11 protein-coding genes and 1 pseudogene are annotated in these 17020 nt (G+C 66.4%); 5 read left to right on the top strand and 7 right to left on the bottom strand.

From position 1 onward, the window contains the following. The first annotated feature begins 112 nt into the window (after positions 1-112). The gene (locus PV772_RS00690) at positions 113-2620 is read left to right on the top strand and encodes an FAD-dependent oxidoreductase (protein ID WP_347885064.1); all 2508 of its coding nucleotides are present in this window, start codon (positions 113-115) and stop codon (positions 2618-2620) included. A 163-nt stretch (positions 2621-2783) separates the two neighbouring features. On the opposite strand, the pseudogene PV772_RS00685 reads toward PV772_RS00690, so the two are convergent. The 3 genes and pseudogenes from PV772_RS00685 to PV772_RS00675 form a co-directional block, all read right to left on the bottom strand. Then, positions 2784-3368, bottom strand: a pseudogene (locus tag PV772_RS00685) (formaldehyde dehydrogenase, glutathione-independent); the annotation flags it as partial. 134 nt (positions 3369-3502) lie between these two features. Beyond that, positions 3503-4909: a ferredoxin reductase gene (locus PV772_RS00680; protein WP_347885063.1), complete on the bottom strand. Its 1407-nt coding sequence runs from the start codon at positions 4907-4909 to the stop codon at positions 3503-3505. After that, positions 4906-6210 carry an aromatic ring-hydroxylating dioxygenase subunit alpha gene (locus PV772_RS00675; RefSeq protein WP_141159173.1) on the bottom strand — a complete coding sequence of 435 codons (1305 nt, stop codon included), beginning with the start codon at positions 6208-6210 and terminating at the stop codon, positions 4906-4908. The genes PV772_RS00680 and PV772_RS00675 overlap by 4 nt, the downstream gene beginning before the upstream one ends. 371 nt (positions 6211-6581) lie before the next feature. Between PV772_RS00675 and PV772_RS00670 the strand changes: the two genes are divergently transcribed. Beyond that, the gene (locus PV772_RS00670) at positions 6582-8150 is read left to right on the top strand and encodes a DUF222 domain-containing protein (protein WP_347885062.1); all 1569 of its coding nucleotides are present in this window, start codon (positions 6582-6584) and stop codon (positions 8148-8150) included. A 208-nt stretch (positions 8151-8358) separates the two neighbouring features. Here the strand turns inward: PV772_RS00670 and PV772_RS00665 are convergent, their stop codons facing one another. From PV772_RS00665 to PV772_RS00655, 3 genes are all read right to left on the bottom strand, one after another. Continuing rightward, positions 8359-10713: an FdhF/YdeP family oxidoreductase gene (locus tag PV772_RS00665; RefSeq protein ID WP_347885061.1), complete on the bottom strand. Its 2355-nt coding sequence runs from the start codon at positions 10711-10713 to the stop codon at positions 8359-8361. Positions 10714-10830: 117 nt separating this feature from the next. Beyond that, positions 10831-11451, bottom strand: coding sequence for an MBL fold metallo-hydrolase (locus PV772_RS00660; RefSeq protein ID WP_347885060.1), 621 nt, complete (start codon positions 11449-11451; stop codon positions 10831-10833). Further along, positions 11448-12554 (bottom strand): S-(hydroxymethyl)mycothiol dehydrogenase, encoded by a 1107-nt coding sequence (locus PV772_RS00655; RefSeq protein ID WP_347885059.1) that lies wholly within the window; start codon positions 12552-12554, stop codon positions 11448-11450. The genes PV772_RS00660 and PV772_RS00655 overlap by 4 nt, the downstream gene beginning before the upstream one ends. 314 nt (positions 12555-12868) lie before the next feature. Here PV772_RS00655 and PV772_RS00650 point away from each other — a divergent pair, with 314 nt between their 5' ends. Genes PV772_RS00650 through purM form a run of 3 tightly spaced genes read left to right on the top strand, consistent with a single transcriptional unit; the run spans position 12869 to position 16055 of the window. Continuing rightward, positions 12869-13183, top strand: a complete 315-nt coding sequence (locus tag PV772_RS00650) for a hypothetical protein (RefSeq protein ID WP_141182585.1) — start codon at positions 12869-12871, stop codon at positions 13181-13183. Between the two features lie 59 nt (positions 13184-13242). Further along, positions 13243-14913, top strand: coding sequence for an amidophosphoribosyltransferase (gene purF / locus PV772_RS00645; RefSeq protein WP_141182586.1), 1671 nt, complete (start codon positions 13243-13245; stop codon positions 14911-14913). Next, entirely contained in the window at positions 14910-16055 is a 1146-nt protein-coding gene (gene purM / locus PV772_RS00640; protein WP_141159166.1) for a phosphoribosylformylglycinamidine cyclo-ligase, read from the top strand. Before purF ends, purM begins: the two co-directional genes overlap by 4 nt. Positions 16056-16101: 46 nt before the next feature. Here purM and PV772_RS00635 read toward each other — a convergent pair whose 3' ends face one another. Further along, the gene (locus PV772_RS00635; protein ID WP_347885058.1) at positions 16102-16878 is read right to left on the bottom strand and encodes a VOC family protein; all 777 of its coding nucleotides are present in this window, start codon (positions 16876-16878) and stop codon (positions 16102-16104) included. Between the last annotated feature and the right edge of the window lie 142 nt (positions 16879-17020).

Genomic DNA, 17020 nt, shown 5'->3' with positions numbered 1-17020 from the left:
CCCTGTGAGCTGAGACACTCTGTTGCATATAGTGATGCGCGTTGCTCATAGCGAAGCAAATACCATCACCCGGTCAGGCGGATTCCAGCACCAACCAGGAGAACCAAAAACCATGAGCGCATCACCCCGCGTCGTCATCATCGGAGCCGGCATCGTCGGCACCAACCTCGCCGACGAGCTGGCAAGCCGCGGCTGGAACGACATCACCGTCGTCGAACAAGGCCCGCTGGAGCTCGCCGGCGGCTCCACGTCGCACGCCCCCGGACTCGTGTTCCAGAACAATCCGTCCCGGACCATGACGGAGTTCGCCACGTACACCGTCAACAAGCTCCTCGCCCTGGGCAAGGACGGGCAGTCCTGCTTCAACCAGGTGGGCGGCCTGGAGCTGGCAACCACTCCCGGGCGTCTGGCCGACCTCAAGCGCAAGATGGGCGTCATGACCTCCTGGGGTGTGGAAAGCCGGATCATCGACGCCGACGAATGCGAAAAGATCTACCCGCTGCTGAACACCGGCAAGCTCACCGGCGGCCGCGAGGTCCTTGGCGGCCTGCTCATCCCCACCGACGGGCTCGCCCTGGCGGCCCGGGCCGTGCAGCTGCTGATTGAGCGTACGCGCGAACAGGGCGTCACCTACCGCGGCTCCACCACGGTCACCGGCATCGCCCGTGACGGCGGCAAGGTCACCGGCGTCGAAACCTCCGCCGGACTGATCCCTGCCGACATCGTGGTGTCCTGCGCAGGGTTCTGGGGCCGTGAACTCGGCAAGATGGTGGGCCTGGAGGTGCCCCTGCTGCCGCTGGCCCACCAGTACGCCATCACCACGCCCCTTGCCGAACTCGAGAACGTCAACGAGCTTCCCAACGGTGCCGGCAAGCCCATCCTGCGCTACCAGGACAAGGACCTGTACTACCGCGAATGGGGCGACCGCATCGGCATCGGCAGCTACGCCCACCGCCCGATGCCCGTGGACATGTCCGCGCTGCCGAAGGTCTCTGCCGAGGACATGTCCGACCACCGGATGCCCTCCCGCCTGGACTTCACCCTCGATGACTTCCTGCCCGCGTGGGAGGACAGCCAGGACCTGCTGCCGGCACTGCGCAGCACCGAAATCCAGGACGGCTTCAACGGCATCTTCTCCTTCACTCCGGACGGCGGCCCGCTCATGGGCGAAGCACCGGACCTCGAGGGCTTCTTCGTGGCCGAGGCCGTCTGGGTCACGCACTCCGCCGGCGTCGCCAAGGCCATGGCAGAGCTGATCATCGACGGCCAGCCGCGGACCGACCTGCACGGCTGCGAGCTGACCCGTTTCGAAAAGGTCCAGACCTCCGACGCCTACGTCAGCGAAACCTCACAGCAGAACTTCGTGGAGATCTACGATGTCATGCACCCGCTTCAGCCCCGCGAATCGCCGCGGGACCTGCGCGTCAGCCCCTTCAACGTCCGCCAGAAGGAGCTCGGCGCCTTCTTCCTGGAGTCCGCCGCCTGGGAGCGACCGCACTGGTTCGAAGCCAACCGCGGACTCCTGGCCGACCTGCCGGAAGAATGGCAGGCCCCGGAGCGGGACTCCTGGTCCGCCATGTTCCACTCCCCCATCTCCGCAGCCGAGGCGTGGAAGACGCGGACCGCCGTCGGACTTTACGACATGACGCCGCTGAAGCGGCTCTCCGTCACCGGCCCGGGAGCGCAGGCACTCCTGCACCGGCTCAGCACGGGCAACATCGCCAAGAAGCCGGGTGCCGTGACCTATTGCCTGCTGCTGGCGGACGACGGCGGCATCCGCAGCGACGTGACCGTGGCCAGGCTCGCGGAGGAAGAGTTCCAGCTGGGCGTGAACAGCAACGTGGACTTCGATTACCTCCGGGTGGAGGCCCGCCGGCAGTCGGCGGCCGATCCCTCCCAGTGGGCGCACGTCACGGACATCACCGGCAGCACCTGCTGCATCGGCCTGTGGGGCCCCCTGGCCCGCGAGGTCATCGGCAAGGTCAGCACGGACGACCTGACCAACGACGGTCTGAAGTACTTCCGGACGAAGGAAATCTCGGTGGGCGGCATCCCCGTCACGGCGATGCGGCTCTCCTATGTAGGCGAACTGGGCTGGGAGCTCTACACCACGGCCGAGTACGGGCTGAAGCTGTGGGACCTGCTGTTCGAAGCCGGCCGGGAACACGGCATCATCGCGGCGGGCCGCGGCGCCTTCAACAGCATGCGGCTGGAGAAGGGCTACCGGCTCTGGGGCACGGACATGACCTCCGAGCACCACCCGTACCAGGCGGGCCTGGGCTTCTCCGTGGCCAAGGACAAGACGGGATTCGTGGGTGCCGAGGCCCTTGCCGTCCGCAAGGAGCAGCCGGCCGCCAAGACGCTGCGCTGCCTGACGGTCGACGACGGCACGTCAGTAGTGCTGGGCAAGGAACCGGTGTACGTGGCCGGGGAAGCCGTTGGTTACGTCACGAGCGCGGCGTACGGCTTCACCGTCCGCAAGCCCCTCGCCTATGCCTGGCTGCCCACGTCGGTGGCTGAAGGCGACTCCGTGGAGATCGAGTACTTCGGCCGGCGCGTGGCGGCCACTGTTTCGGCGGAGCCGCTCTTTGACCCGGGTATGGAACGCCTCCGCGGCTGACCTGCCCCAACCGCAAAAGGTGGTTGGGCCTGCTTGAGACCGGCAGGCCCAGCCACCTTTTTGGTGCCCGCGGAGCTAACCCCGGGCATGGCAACGGCGGCACCCCTGTTGAGTGGGGTGCCGCCGTTGGACCTTGCCGCTTGTCAGCAGCGGTAGCCTGCCATCAGTTGTTCAGGTAGGCGTTCGGGTCCAGGACGTACTTCGTGGCGGCGCCGGCATCGAACTCGGCGTAGCCGCGCGGGGCATCGTCGAGCGAAATGGCCTTCGCGTTGACGGCCTTGGCGATCTGGATCCGGTCATGCAGGATCGCCATCATCAGCTGCCGGTTGTACTTCATCACCGGGCATTGGCCCGTGGTGAAGGACAGGGACTTGGCCCAGCCGGTACCCAGGGACAGGGACAGGCTTCCCTTCCTGGCGGCCTCGTCCGCGGCTCCCGGGCCGCCCGTGACGTAGAGGCCCGGGATGCCCACGGAGCCGCCGGCGGTGGTGAGGTCCATCAGCGAGTTAAGCACCGTGGCCGGTGCTTCCTGGGCGCCATGGCCATGGCCGCGGGCCTCGAAACCGACGGCATCGATGCCGGAGTCGACCTCCCGGACGCCGAGGATCTGCTCGATCTGGTCGGCCGGGTCGCCGTTGGCCACATTGACGGTTTCGCAGCCAAAGGACCGGGCCTGGGCCAGGCGGTCCTCGTTCAGGTCGCCCACGATGACCACCGCGGCTCCCAGAAGCTGGGCGCTGGCGGCCGCGCACCATGTGCTGGTCGGAGCCGCAGACAACAGAAGGCCTGACGCTGGCTGCATCAGACCTTCCGTGTGGTTTTACTTTTCACTTGCGGTGAATCATGGGGGCGCGCAGGGCTCCCGCCGCTCCAGGGGCGCGGCTAGGCGTCGATCACCATGTCGGTGCGGGCAGTGGAACAGCAGGGAAGGAACTTTCCGGCGTCGATTTCCCGTTTGCGGATTCCGCCCTGGTGGTTCATGTCGATCTCCCCGGACAGCTTGACCACCTTGCAGGAGCCGCACATGCCCTCCTTGCAGTTGGCGCCGATCCGGACACCGGCGCGCTGTGCCACCTCAAGGATGTGCTCCTCGGGGTCGATCCGCACATTGATCCCGGTGCGGAGAAAGGACAGGGTCAGGCTGCCCGTTCCCACGGTGTCGAAGCTTGAAGCGTCGGGTGTCTGCGCCTCCGGGGCCGCAGCCGGGGTGGCGACCCCGGCTGCGACTTCCGTCGTGGCGGCTTCCAGCGCCAAGCCCGTGGCCTGCAGGGTTCCGTCCTCGTCGTAGCCGGGCTCGTAGATCTCGAACGCTGCGGGCTGGCCTTCGAAGTAGTCCTCTGCGGACTCCGCGATCTCCTCAGCGATTTCCCCGGCCATGTCCGCAGCCAGGGCGAGCTCGGCCTGGTATTCAAGGAGGGTCTGCCGGTCGCCGGAGAAGAACTCCATGTAGATGGAAGTGTCGTCGACGCCCACGCTCCTGAGCAGTTCGGTGGCGGTGTTCAGGTACCCCTCGGGTCCACAGGCGTAGACCTGCCGGCCGTTGGCGTCCGGGGCCACTTCGTCGATCATGGCTGAGGTCAGCCGTCCGCTGAAGCCTTCCCAGTCCCCGGGCCTGCCACGGTCGCCCAGGGCGTAGAAGACCTTGATGCGCGAGTCTACGGAAGCGATGTAAGCCAACTCCCGGTGGAAGGCAAAGCCGCCGGCTTCCGCGCCGTGGTAGAGCACCACAACGTCGGCAGTTCCCGGCAGGGAGTGGATGGTCCGCAGCATCGACATGATGGGGGTGATGCCGGCGCCGGCGGCCAGGAAGAGGTACCGCGCGCGCCGGTCGGCATCAGGCAGGTGGAATGCCCCAACGGGTCCCAGCATGTCCAGGACGGTGCCGGGCCTGACATTCTGGTGTACCCAGGGTGAAACCAGTCCACCGGCGTCGCGCTTGACGGTGACGCTGAAGGTCCACGGTTCCGTGGGCGAACTGGACAGCGAGTAGCTGCGGTCCACCGGCTCCTGGTCCTCGCCGTTTACGGGGAAGGCAATGTTCACGTACTGGCCCGGACGGAACGCCAGCGGGGCGCCGTCGCAGCGGCGGAACACGAACGTCATCATGCCGCCCGCTTCGGGAACGGTCTCGACGCATTCGGCCATGAACTCCTGCGGATGCCACGGGCCCAGCGCCTTGGCTGCGCTGGCGGGTCCTTCAATGCTGCCCATCACCCGGTTCCACGGCATTTCAAGGCCGCGAATGCGCTGTGGCTCCTGGACAGGCGTCTCAGTGAGGACTTCAATCATGCCAAGTGCTCCTGCACCCGCTGGACGTACCAGTTGATGAAGGCCTCCACCTGGTATTCGCTCTTCATGTACGGGCCGGGCTCGTAGGCGGGGCTTGCAGCACCCTGCTGGCACAGCTCAACGAACGCCTTGTCCTGGATGTTGGTCTGCTTCCAGGTGTAGGTCAGCTTGTCGAGGTCGTAGTCCACGCCTTCCTCGGCGTCGTCGGCCACCAGCCAGGTGGTGCGGACCAGGGACTGGTGTTCGTTGATGGGGAAAACGCCGAAGGTGATGACGTGGTCGCCCAGGAAGTGGAACCAGCTGTTGGGCTGCAGGTGCATCGAGCAGCGGCCCAGGCGGAAGTCCGGCAGGTCGCCGAGGAGCTTCTTGGAGAGCCTGCGGCCGTCTGCGGAGAACGATTCGCCTTCGCCGTCCAGGGATTCGCGTGAAATGCGGATACCGGCGATACGGGTATCGAGTTCCTCAACCACCTCGTAGGGCAGGCCATAGCGGCGGCACCGCTCCTCGAGGGAGGACTGGGCTTCCTTGTTGCGGTCCCATACTTCCTCGAGGTGGGTCGGGATCAGGCCCTCGGTCAGGCCCCACGTGGGGAACAGCGAGCAGGCGAGTTCCGGGTGCCCGTCGCAGTGGTAGCACTCACGGTTGTTCTCCATGACGAGCTTCCAGTTGCCCTCTTCGATGATGTTCTGCTGGTAGGCAATCTTCGTCTTGGACAGGTCGTGCGGCGCAAGGTAAGGCTCGAAGATCTTTGCGGTCTCGTCGAAGTCCGCCGGCGGCTCGTTCGCGATGCAGACGAAGATGAGGCCGGCAACTTCACGGCTGTGGGCACGCTTGAGCGCGAAGCAGCTCTTGTCGAACTTGGCCTCCCCCGGGGCGGAGGCGTGGATCAGGTTGCCCTCGGGCGAGTAAGTCCAGGAGTGGTAGCCGCAGACCAGGTTTCCGGTGGAACCGGCAGCTTCGGTCAGGACACGTGCACCGCGGTGGCGGCAGACGTTGTGCAGGACGTTGACCTCGCCGTCGTCGTTACGCAGCACGATTAGGGAGTAGGGGCCGTAGTCGACCGTGATGTAATCGCCCGGCTCCGGAAGCTCGGCGACGCTGCCGGCAAAGATCCAGTGCTGGCCGAAGATGGCCTCCATGTCGAGCTTGAAGATCGTCGGGTCGGTGTAGAAGGGGGCGTCGAGGGAGTAGCCGGTGCGCCGCAAAGCAAACAACTCGGTAATTTCGGCCAGCTGCTCCGCAGGCAATGTTGAGGCGAGCTTTCCGCGTGCGCTGAGGGGCGCGTTCACTGAGGTAGTCAATGTGTTTCCTCCCGATAGGGCTGGGCATTGGGCGATTTGAGGGTGGTTACGGAGCAGGTGGGGCTACAAGGGGTGTCCAAGACGTTCCGTCAATGAATGTGGGGAGGTTCATCAGCAACAGAAGCGATAACTCCGGAAAAAACTGAAGCGCCTAACGCAACAACGATCACCATATGCAACAGTGTGACTCCTGCCACGCCCACTGTCAATCAATTTCGGATATGACGAAAAAGCACGGTCGGTGCCACGGAGGACCGCTGTTTCTGAACGTAAAGAATCCGTTGCTGGAGCCGTCGTATGGCTGACCGTCCCCTCCCGAGGACAGGCCCGGCGGTCCCATTAATGTCGTACCCCCTTGTCATGATGGGTTTATGGGGAAATCGGCGGTGGTGAGGGCGTTTGGGGAGATCCGGGCTGCCCTTGCTGTGCTGAATGCTGAGGTGGACGGGGCTGGTTTGGAGCCGTTTTCTGCGGCTGATCCGTTGGCTGGTGTGGCGGCTGGGTGCCTGGACATTCTGGCCGGTGCCCGGGAGGTCGAGGCCGGGTTCGCTGGCCTGAAGGCGAGGGCTGCGGTGACGTACGCGGAGAGCGCCGACGTGGTTGCGGGGCCGGATGTGCCGGTGCGTGCGCAGGAGATGGCGGTCGCGGCGGAGATCGGGTGCGTGCTGGCCCTGGGTCCGCGGGCCGCGTCGTCGTTCCTGATGGCCTCGCACGCCGTTGTTGCCTCGTTGCCGCTGACCTTGTCGGCGTTGCAGGCCGGGGTGATCTCCTGGGGCCACGCGGTGGTGATGGCGGACGAGGCGGCGTGCCTGGATGCTGCGGGGGCGGCGGCGTTGGAAGCCCATTTCCTGGACCCGGGCGCCGCGGACCCGGCACGGGGCTGCCCGGTGGGTGCGTTGCCGGCGCACCGGTTCAAGGCCAAGGCCCGGACCTGGCGGGAACGCCACCACGCCGAGAGCATCGAGACACGCCACGCCAAGGGGGTGTCGGAGCGGCGGGTGGAGTTCCGGGCGGACCAGGACGGGATGGCCTGGCTCTCCGCGTATCTTCCCGCGGACCAGGCCCTGGCCGGGTGGAACCGGCTCACCGCGACCGCCCGTAGCCTGCAGGGCCCCGGCGAGGGCAGGACCCTGACCCAGCTCCGGGCCGACACCTTCGCCGACGCAATCCTCACCAACGGCACCGGCGCCAGCGACACCCGTGCAAGCGGCAGCGGCGGTATGACCGAGGGCGCGAGCGGCAGCTCCAGCGACGGCGCGGGTGCTGGCGGCAGCCCCAGCGACGGCGCGGGTGCTGTCCGGGACCGTGTGCCGTCGCCGGTCCGGGCGCAGGTGCTGGTCACGGTTCCGGTGTTCTCGCTGCTCGGCCTGGCCGATGAGCCGGCGGTGCTGGACGGGTATGGGCCGATTCCGCCGTCCATGGCCAGGGAGCTGGTCGCAAACGGGGCGGGGTCGTTTTACCGGGTGTTGGTGGATCCGCGGGACGGGGCCCCGTTGGAGATCTGCCGGACGAGTTACCGGGTGACAGGTCCAATGCGGGCGTGGTTGCGGATGCGGGACGGGAAGTGTCCGTTCCCGGGGTGCAGCAACAACTCCCTGGACAACGATGCCGATCACATCCTCGCCTGGGCCAAGGGCGGCACCACCGGAATCAGCAACCTGGGACAACCCTGCCCCAAACACCACAAACTCCGGCACACCACCGGCTGGAAACCCACCCCCGCCACCAAGAACGAACCACCCGGCTGGACCTCACCCACCGGCCGCCACTATCAAAGCGAACACCAAGACTGGGAACCACCACGATGGCCGGACACCCAAGACCGCGTCCGGGTTCCGGAGGAGGGCAGCTCGCATTGCACTGTTCCGGACCTGGTGCAGATCCAGGTATCCCCAGCAGAAGATTGGCTGGAGCTGGTCCTGCACGCGCCCTCCGCCTGACACCGCAAGCGCCTGACACGGTGAGTATGTTGCGGCCCGGCAAGCGTCGTCCACCGCTGTGGCAAGGACCTGTACCCGGAGGCCGGTCCCGACGGGAACCACCCGGCCCAAAAGCCGAGTGGAGGAACAGCGACGGCGTCAGCCGGCACCTGCCGGACTGCCGCCGTCGTCATTGCCCGCACCGGCGCAGCTTACCCACCCGGCGGGGCTAAGCGTGCGTGCCGGCCAGCTCCCCTGCAGATTCCTCGGCTGCTGCCGCCCCGCCCTGGTGCGGCTCGAACCGGACGAACATGGCCTTGAAGCCGGGGGTATTGGATACGCGGGCCACGTTTTCCTTGTGGACCAAGGCGTTGGCTTCGGGGAAGTACGCCGCGGCACAGCCCTTCGCGGTGGGGTACGCCACCAGGCGGAACTTGTCCGCCCTGCGGTCCACGCCCTGGAACGTGCTCACCACATCCACGAGCTCGCGGTCCTGGAAGCCCTGCTCGGCGAGGTCCTCGGGGTGGATCAGGATGACGCGGCGGCCGCCGGAGATGCCGCGGTAGCGGTCGTCCAGGCCGTAGAACGTGGTGTTGTACTGGTCGTGGCTGCGGATGGTCTGCAGCACCAGGTGCCCCGCGGGCGGGGTGAGGTATTCCAGCGGGCTCACCGTGAACCGGCCCCTGCCGATGTCCGTGGCGAATGAACGGGTGTCCCGTGGCGGGTTGGGGAGCACGAACCCGTTTTTGGTCCGGACCCTGGCGTTGAAGTCCTCAAAGCCGGGCAGGACGCGGGCGATGTGGTCGCGGATCACATCGTAGTCCTCGGCCATGCCGCGCCAGTCCACGGCGTGCTGCGGCCCGAACGTGGCCTCGGCCATTCGCGCCACGATCACGGGCTCGGCGAGCAGGTGTTCGGAGACCGGGGTGAGGCGGCCCTGGGTGGAGTGCACCACGGACATGGAGTCCTCCACGGACAGGAACTGCGCGCCCTTGGGATGCTTGTCGTCCTTGTCCGTGCGGCCCAGCGTGGGCAGGATCAGCGATGTCCGGCCATGCACGATGTGCGAGCGGTTGGGCTTGGTGGAGATGTGCACGGTCAGCCCGATCCGCTGCATGCCGGCTTCCAACGCTTCAGTGTCGGAGCACGCCAGCGAGAAATTGCCGCCCATGGAAACGAATACGTCCACCTCGTCGCGCTCAAAGGCTTCCATGGACTCGACAGCGTCATAGCCGTGGTGCCGCGGGGAGTCGATGCCGAACTCGGAATCGAGTGCCGTGAGGAGCCACTCCTTGGGTTTCTCCCAAATGCCCATGGTCCGGTCGCCCTGGACGTTCGAGTGGCCGCGGACGGGGCAGGCGCCGGCGCCGGGCTTGCCGAAGTTGCCCTGCAGCAGCAGGACATTGACCATTTCCTTGATGGTGTCCACCGAGTGCGGCTGCTGCGTCACCCCCAGCGCCCAGCAGAAGATGGAGGCCTTGGACGCCACCAGCATCGCCGCGACCTTTTCGATCTGGCCCCGGGCGAGGCCGGTGGCCTTCTCGGTTTCGTCCCAGTCCAGGGTGCGCCGGGCATCGCGGTAGGCAGCGAACCCGTCCGTCTGCGCGGCAATGAAGGAATGGTCGACGACGGTTCCCGGGTTTCGTTCCTCGGCCTCCAGGAGCAGGTGGCCCAGGGCCTGGAACAGCGCCAGGTCCCCGCCCACCTTGATCTGCAGGTACTCATCGGCCAACGGCGTCCCGCCGCCCACCACACCGGAAACGGTCTGGGGGTCCTTGAAGTTGAACAAGCCGGCCTCGGGCAGCGGGTTCACGGCCACCACCTTGCCGCCCTTGTCCTTGCATTCCTTCAACGCGGACAGCATCCGCGGGTGGTTCGTGCCGGGGTTTTGGCCCACGACAAAGATCAGTTCGGCGTCGTGGATATCGTCAAGGGACACGGTGCCCTTGCCGATGCCGATGGTCGGGTTCAGCGCCGATCCGGAAGACTCGTGGCACATGTTGGAGCAGTCCGGCAGGTTGTTGGTGCCCAGTGACCGGGCGAACAACTGGTACAGGAACGCGGTCTCGTTCGCGGTGCGGCCGGAGGTGTAGAACACGCTGCGGTCCGGGGTGGTGGCCCGGAGGTGCTCACCGATCAGCTCGAAGGCGTCAGCCCAGGAGATTGGCGAGTAGTGGGTGTCGCCCTCCCGGATCACCATCGGTTCGCTGAGCCGGCCCTGGTTTCCCAACCAGTACTCGGTCTTCCCTGACAGCTCGGCAATGGAGTGCTTGGCCCAGAACTCCGCGCCTACGGTCCGCACGGTGTTTTCCTCGGCCACAGCCTTGGCACCGTTCTCGCAGAACTCGGCAGCTTTGCGCTTCTTGTCCGACTCGGGCCACGCGCAGCCCGGGCAGTCGAAGCCGCCGCGCTGGTTCAGCCGGAGCAGGGACTGTGCCGTGCGGGTGACGCCGGCCTGTGCCACCGCGCGCTCCAGGGCAACCATGACGGCCTTGACCCCGGCGGCCTCGGTCTTGGGCTTGTGGACTTGGAGCTCGTCCTCATTGATGTCCGCGACGGGGGCAGGCTGCTTGCCGAACTTCATTGTTCCCACTTCCTCGCCGTCACCAGGGAGTTCCCGTGCCGGCCTCTGTTGTTCATTTGCAGTGGAGGCGCGCCGGAAATCCCGGCGCGCCTCCAGGGCACTCGTTGCTGATGTCCGCTACTGGGAAACCTTCGCCAGCGTTTCCTGTTCGGCGGCGATGGTGGTGTCCTCGCCGTGGCCGGTGCGGACCATCGTTTCCGAGGGAAGCGTCAGCAGCCGTTCGCGGATGGACTTCAGGATGGTGGGATAGTCGCTGTAGGACCGGCCGGTGGCGCCGGGGCCGCCGTTGAACAGGGTGTCCCCGGTGAACACTGTTCCTTCGTTTTCAAGGTAGAAGCAGGTGGACCCCGGGGAGTGGCCGGGGGTGTGGATTGCCTTCAGCGTTGCCCCGCCCACCTCGAACAGGTCGCCGTCGGAGTGGTAGCGGTCCGGCTTGGCGTCAGGGTAGACCTGCTCCCACAGCACCAGGTCCTCTTGGTTAAGCAGGATCGGGGCGCCCAGGGCGTCCGCCACCTCCCGTGCGGCACCGATGTGGTCGTTGTGCGCGTGGGTCAGCAGGATGGCCTTGACCTTCCGGCTGCGTACCTGGGCGATGATGGCAGCGGCGTCGTGCGGCGCGTCAATGATGACGCATTCCTCGTCATTGCCCACGATCCAGACGTTGTTGTCCACATCCCAGGTGCCGCCGTCGAGCGAGAACGTGCCCGAGGTGACCAGGTTCTCGATAGCGACGCTCATGCCGGCGCCCCCGCCGGCTGGACCTCTACAACGGAGCGCAGGACTTTGCCCTCGTGCATTTTGCCGAAGGCCTCCTCCACCTGGTCGATGGCGATGCGCTCGGACACGAACGCGTCCAGGTCCAGGTTGCCCTGCTTGTAATGGGACACCAGCATGGGGAAGTCGCGGGAGGGCAGGCAGTCGCCGTACCAGGAGGACTTCAGCGACCCGCCACGGCCAAAGACATCCAGCAGCGGCAGTTCCAGCGTCATCTCCGGCGTCGGGACGCCCACCAGGACCACGCGGCCGGCAAGGTCGCGGGCGTAGAAAGCCTGCTTGTACGTTTCGGGTCGGCCGACGGCGTCAATCACCACGTCAGCGCCGTTGCCTCCGGTGAGGGCGCGGATGGCGTCCACCGCGTCCTCCTGCTTGGAGTTCACGCCATGGGTGGCGCCGAGGGTCTTGGCCATGCCGATCTTGTTGTCGTCGATGTCAACGGCGATGATCGTCGTCGCACCCGCCAGCTTCGCGCCGGCGATCGCGGCGATGCCCACGCCGCCGCAGCCGATGACGGCCACGGACTCGCCGCGCTTTACCTCGCCGGTGTTGATCGCGGCGCCGATGCCGGCCATGATGCCGCAGCCCAGCAGCCCCACTGCGGCAGCATCAGCCTCCGGGTCCACCTTGGTGCACTGCCCGGCAGCGACCAGGGTCTTCTCGGCGAAGGCGCCGATGCCCAGGGCGGGAGAGAGGACCGTGCCGTCCTCAAGGGTCATTTTCTGGGTGGCGTTGTGGGTGTTGAAGCAGTACTGCGGCTGACCCTTGGCGCAGGCCCGGCATTCGCCGCAGACGGCGCGCCAGTTCAGGATGACGCGGTCCCCGGGGGCCACGGACGTCACGTCCGGACCAACGGCGCTCACAACACCCGTGGCCTCGTGGCCCAGCAGGTACGGGAAGTCGTCGCCGATTCCGCCCTGCTTGTAGTGCAGGTCCGTGTGGCAGACACCGCAGGTCAGGATGTCCACCAGCGCCTCCCCCGGGCCCGGATCCGGCACCAGGATGGTCTCCAGCGACACCGGGGCATTCTTCTCCCGGACAACGACAGCTTGAACTTTATGGACCATGGTTCTTGTGTTCCTTTCCTGGATCCGGGCCGGATCCGGTGAGTCGGCACCAAATGCCAATCTAGCTGACATGCCACGTCGGGAGACCACCACGTCATGCCACAGCTGCAACCTTGCTCAATTGCGTATTACACAACAGAATGCACATAGCGGCTACGGGAAAATATGACAGTGGCCACACTCCATGTCAATAGATATATCAGTTGCAGCCCCCGTGGCTACCAGGCTCGGTTCTGCGTCCGTCCCGCTTACGCCGCCCGGCCGCCATACCCTGCGTTATACGCACTCTCTGGTCCAGCATTAGGCTGGATGGCATGGCTTTTGAACAAACCCCTGCCGAACGGCGCGAGGTGACCGTGCGCCGCGCGCCGAAGTATGTCCCCTTTTTGATTGCGGGGGCACTGGCAGGCATTGTCGCCGCCGCTGTAGTGGCATACGCGGCGCCCGGCGACTCGACGTTCGATCCCGGTGCCGTGTTCGGCTTCTTCCTGATCATGTTCGCAGCCGTCGGCGCAATCCTTGGCGCAGCCCTGGCGCTTGTCCTGGACCGCCGGAGCGTGAGGCGGCAGGAACGTGCCGTCGTGGAGGCCGTTCCGGATTCGGAAACTGATACCGGTCCCCAGGACTAACCGGGGTCACAATTAGGTGCAGGGGAAAGTCATACCCCACAACGTGCGATAATCGATCAGTGGCACGCGGCGATGGCAAACTTTCCCATGATCTTCTTCCCGGCGAAAAAGGACCCCAGGATGCCTGTGGCGTCTTCGGTGTCTGGGCACCCGGTGAAGAAGTAGCAAAACTTACCTACTACGGGCTGTATGCACTGCAGCACCGCGGTCAGGAGTCGGCTGGCATAGCCACCAGCGACGGCAAGCGGATCAATGTCTACAAGGACATGGGCCTCGTATCCCAGGTCTTCGATGAGACCACGCTGAACACCCTGACCGGGCATCTGGCCGTGGGCCATTGCCGCTACTCCACCACCGGCGCGAGCCACTGGGCCAACGCGCAGCCCACCCTGGGCGCGACCTCTACGGGCACCGTGGCCCTGGCGCACAACGGCAACCTGACGAACACCGCCGAACTCAACGCCATGATCACGGAGCGCAACGGCGGGCAGCTTACCGGCGAGATGAAACAGGGCAACACCTCGGACACCGCGCTGGTCACCGCCCTGCTGGAAGGCGAGCCGGGCAAGAGCCTCGAAGAGACCGCCACCGAGCTTCTACCCAAGATCAAGGGCGGCTTCTGTTTCGTCTTCATGGACGAGGGAACCCTCTACGCAGCCCGCGACACCTTCGGCATCCGCCCGCTGGTCCTGGGCCGCCTGGAACGCGGCTGGGTTGTCGCCTCCGAACAGTCAGCCCTGGCCACCGTGGGTGCCAGCTTCATCCGCGAGATCGAGCCCGGCGAGTTCATCGCCATTGACGAAGAAGGCGTGCGGTCCAAGAAGTTCGCAGAGCCGACGCCGGCCGGTTGCGTTTTCGAATACGTCTACCTCGCCCGTCCGGACGCCGCTATCGCCGGCCGTTCCGTGTATGAATCCCGCGTGGAGATGGGCCGCCAGCTGGCCCGGGAGAACACCCACGAGGCCGACATCGTCATCCCGGTGCCGGAATCGGGCACTCCGGCAGCCGTAGGTTACGCCGAGGAATCCGGCATTCCGTTCGCACACGGCTTCGTCAAGAACTCCTACGTGGGCCGCACCTTCATCCAGCCCTCGCAGACCCTCCGCCAGCTGGGCATCCGGCTCAAGCTGAACGCCCTTGAGTCCGTGATCCGCGGCAAGCGCGTCGTGGTGGTGGACGATTCCATCGTCCGCGGCAACACCCAGCGGGCCATTGTCCGGATGCTGCGGGAAGCCGGCGCCGCCGCCGTGCACGTCAAGATCTCCTCCCCGCCCGTGCAGTGGCCCTGCTTCTACGGCATCGACTTCGCGTCCCGCGCCGAGCTGATCGCCAACGGCGCCACCATCGAAGAGATTTCCCAGGCCATCGGCGCGGACTCGCTGGCCTACATCTCCGAGGACGGCATGATCGGCGCCACCCGGCAGCCGCGCGAACGCCTCTGCACCGCCTGCTTCACCGGCAAGTACCCCATCAAGCTGCCCGACGCGGACAAGCTGGGCAAGAACCTGCTGGAGCGTACCGACCTGGGCGGCATCAAGCCCTCCCCCGCGGCCCTTCCTGGCGAAACGGCCGCCCTGGCCGTTGACGCCACCGAGGATCCGGCGGAAAAGGCCGGCGCCACGGGCTGCGATCCCGGCCCGGACTCCGAATTCGAGAACCTGCTGACCGAAGCCGACCTCGTGCCCGACGTACACGCCGCCACCAGCGCCGACAAGAAGGACTCCGTATGACCTCCGCCAGCCCTGCCGCAGACAACGCCGGCATCACCTATGCGTCCGCGGGCGTGGACGTGGAAGCCGGGGACCGCGCCGTCGAGCTCATGAAGGATGCCGTGAAGGCAACCCACAACTCCTCGGTGATCGGCGGGGTAGGCGGCTTCGCCGGGCTTTACGACGTCTCCCGGCTGCTGACCTTCAAGAAGCCGCTGCTGGCCACTTCCACGGACGGCGTAGGCACCAAGGTAGCCATCGCCCAGGCCATGGACATCCACGACACCATCGGGTTCGACCTGGTGGGCATGGTGGTGGACGACATCGTGGTGGTCGGAGCTGAGCCGCTGTACATGACCGACTACATCGCCTGCGGCAAGGTGGTCCCCGAACGCATCGCGGGCATTGTCCGCGGCATCGCGGCCGCCTGCTCCGTGGCCGGCACCGCCCTGGTGGGCGGCGAGACTGCCGAGCACCCGGGCCTGCTGGGCGAACACGAATACGACGTTGCCGGCGCAGCCACCGGCGTGGTGGAAGCCGACGCCCTGCTGGGCCCGGACCGCGTGCGCGCCGGCGACGTGGTGATCGGCATGGCCTCATCCGGCCTGCACTCCAACGGCTACTCCCTGGTCCGCCGCGTCATCAACCACGCCGGCTGGGCGCTGGACCGCCAGGTGTCCGAACTGGGCCGCACCCTGGGCGAGGAACTCCTGGAACCCACCCGCGTCTACGCGGCCGACTGCCTGGACCTCGCCCGGACCTTCCCGGTCAGCGCCGGCGCAGCCGTCCACGGTTTCAGCCACGTCACCGGCGGCGGCCTTGCCGCCAACCTGGCCCGCGTCCTTCCCCAGGGCCTGGTGGCCACGGTGGACCGTGCCACGTGGGAGCTGCCGGCCATCTTCAAGCTGGTGTCCGAGCTGGGCAACGTTCCGCTGGCCGACCTGGAACGCACCCTGAACCTCGGCGTGGGCATGGTGGCCATCGTGTCCCCGGAAGCCGCGGATGCCGCCGTCGCACGCCTGAACGAACGCGGCCTGCCGTCCTGGATCATGGGCACCGTCACCGGGGATTCAGACGCCATTTCCAAGTCCGGACCTGACTACGTCCAGGGCGCCAAGGGCGTGGACGGCGGCGCTGTCCGCCTGGTCAACGCCTACGCCTAAAGCCTTCGTCGAGTGCTCCCCGCCACCGGTGGGGAGCACTCGATGTCTAAGCGGTGGTTTGGATCAGGTTGAGGACGCCGCCCTGCGGGTCCTGGATGGTGGCCAGTGACCCGTCGCCGGGACGCTCGTCCGGCTCCACCATGACCTGGCCCCCTGCTGCCTGGGCGGCCGCAGCTGCTGCGGCAACATCTGCCACGCCGTAGTAGACCTGCCAGTCCGCCTGATCGCCCTCATCGGCAGGAACGACGCCTGCTACCTCATTGCCGCCGATGAGCAGCGTACTGTAGCTGCCGCCGTCGTTCTGGGGGTATTCGGTGACGTCATGCCCGAAAAGCTGCTGGAAGAAGCCGACGGCGGCCTGGGGCTCGGGTGTGAAAAGTTCCGCCCAGGCCAGCGCGCCCGGCTCGTTGAAGAGTTGGCTGCCGTAGTGAGTTCCTGCCTGCCAGATACCTGTGGTTCCGCCACCTGGAGGGGCAAGGAAGCCCAGTACACCGGTATCACCCACCTGCTCCGGCCCAAACTGGGCCGTCCCTCCTGCGTGTCCGGCCTCCTCCAGCAGTTCCGCAGCGTCCGCGGCGGCAAAGTAGGCGTTCCACTTCGCGGAGGTGCCGGCCTGCAGCTGCAGCGGGCTCTGCGGTGCAATGGTGGCCACCAGCTGCCCGCAGACAAAGGCCTGCGCATAGCTGCGGCCGTCCGGGGTGGGAAAATCCTGGTAGGTCCAGCCGAAGAGGCGGTTATAGAAGGCCTTGGCGGCCGCAACATCGGGCGTCTGCAGGTCTGCCCAGCAGGGCTCGCCAGTGGCATAGGTGGTTCGAACACTCATCCGGTCAGGTTACCAAGCCGGGATTCGGAGAAACACGGAAAGCCCGCTGCCGCACCGGTACTCCGGTGCGGAAACGGGCTCCATGATGTATGCGGTGACCCGAAACCGGGTTACAAGAAGGAGATCACAGCAGCCGGGCGCG

The organism is Pseudarthrobacter sp. CC12 (assembly GCF_039907755.1).
GTDB lineage: Bacteria > Actinomycetota > Actinomycetes > Actinomycetales > Micrococcaceae > Arthrobacter > Arthrobacter niigatensis.
This window is presented reverse-complemented; position numbering and strand designations above follow the sequence as displayed.

What these genes read in the sequence shown, in the direction of transcription:
- PV772_RS00655 (WP_347885059.1), bottom strand. Translation starts at nt 12,554, where the DNA reads ATGGTCCATAAAGTTCAAGCTGTCGTTGTCCGGGAGAAGAATGCCCCG.
- PV772_RS00665 (WP_347885061.1), bottom strand. Translation starts at nt 10,713, where the DNA reads ATGAAGTTCGGCAAGCAGCCTGCCCCCGTCGCGGACATCAATGAGGAC.
- PV772_RS00680 (WP_347885063.1), bottom strand. Translation starts at nt 4,909, where the DNA reads ATGATTGAAGTCCTCACTGAGACGCCTGTCCAGGAGCCACAGCGCATT.
- PV772_RS00660 (WP_347885060.1), bottom strand. Translation starts at nt 11,451, where the DNA reads ATGAGCGTCGCTATCGAGAACCTGGTCACCTCGGGCACGTTCTCGCTC.
- PV772_RS00670 (WP_347885062.1), top strand. Translation starts at nt 6,582, where the DNA reads ATGGGGAAATCGGCGGTGGTGAGGGCGTTTGGGGAGATCCGGGCTGCC.
- PV772_RS00635 (WP_347885058.1), bottom strand. Translation starts at nt 16,878, where the DNA reads ATGAGTGTTCGAACCACCTATGCCACTGGCGAGCCCTGCTGGGCAGAC.
- PV772_RS00690 (WP_347885064.1), top strand. Translation starts at nt 113, where the DNA reads ATGAGCGCATCACCCCGCGTCGTCATCATCGGAGCCGGCATCGTCGGC.
- PV772_RS00650 (WP_141182585.1), top strand. Translation starts at nt 12,869, where the DNA reads ATGGCTTTTGAACAAACCCCTGCCGAACGGCGCGAGGTGACCGTGCGC.
- purM (WP_141159166.1), top strand. Translation starts at nt 14,910, where the DNA reads ATGACCTCCGCCAGCCCTGCCGCAGACAACGCCGGCATCACCTATGCG.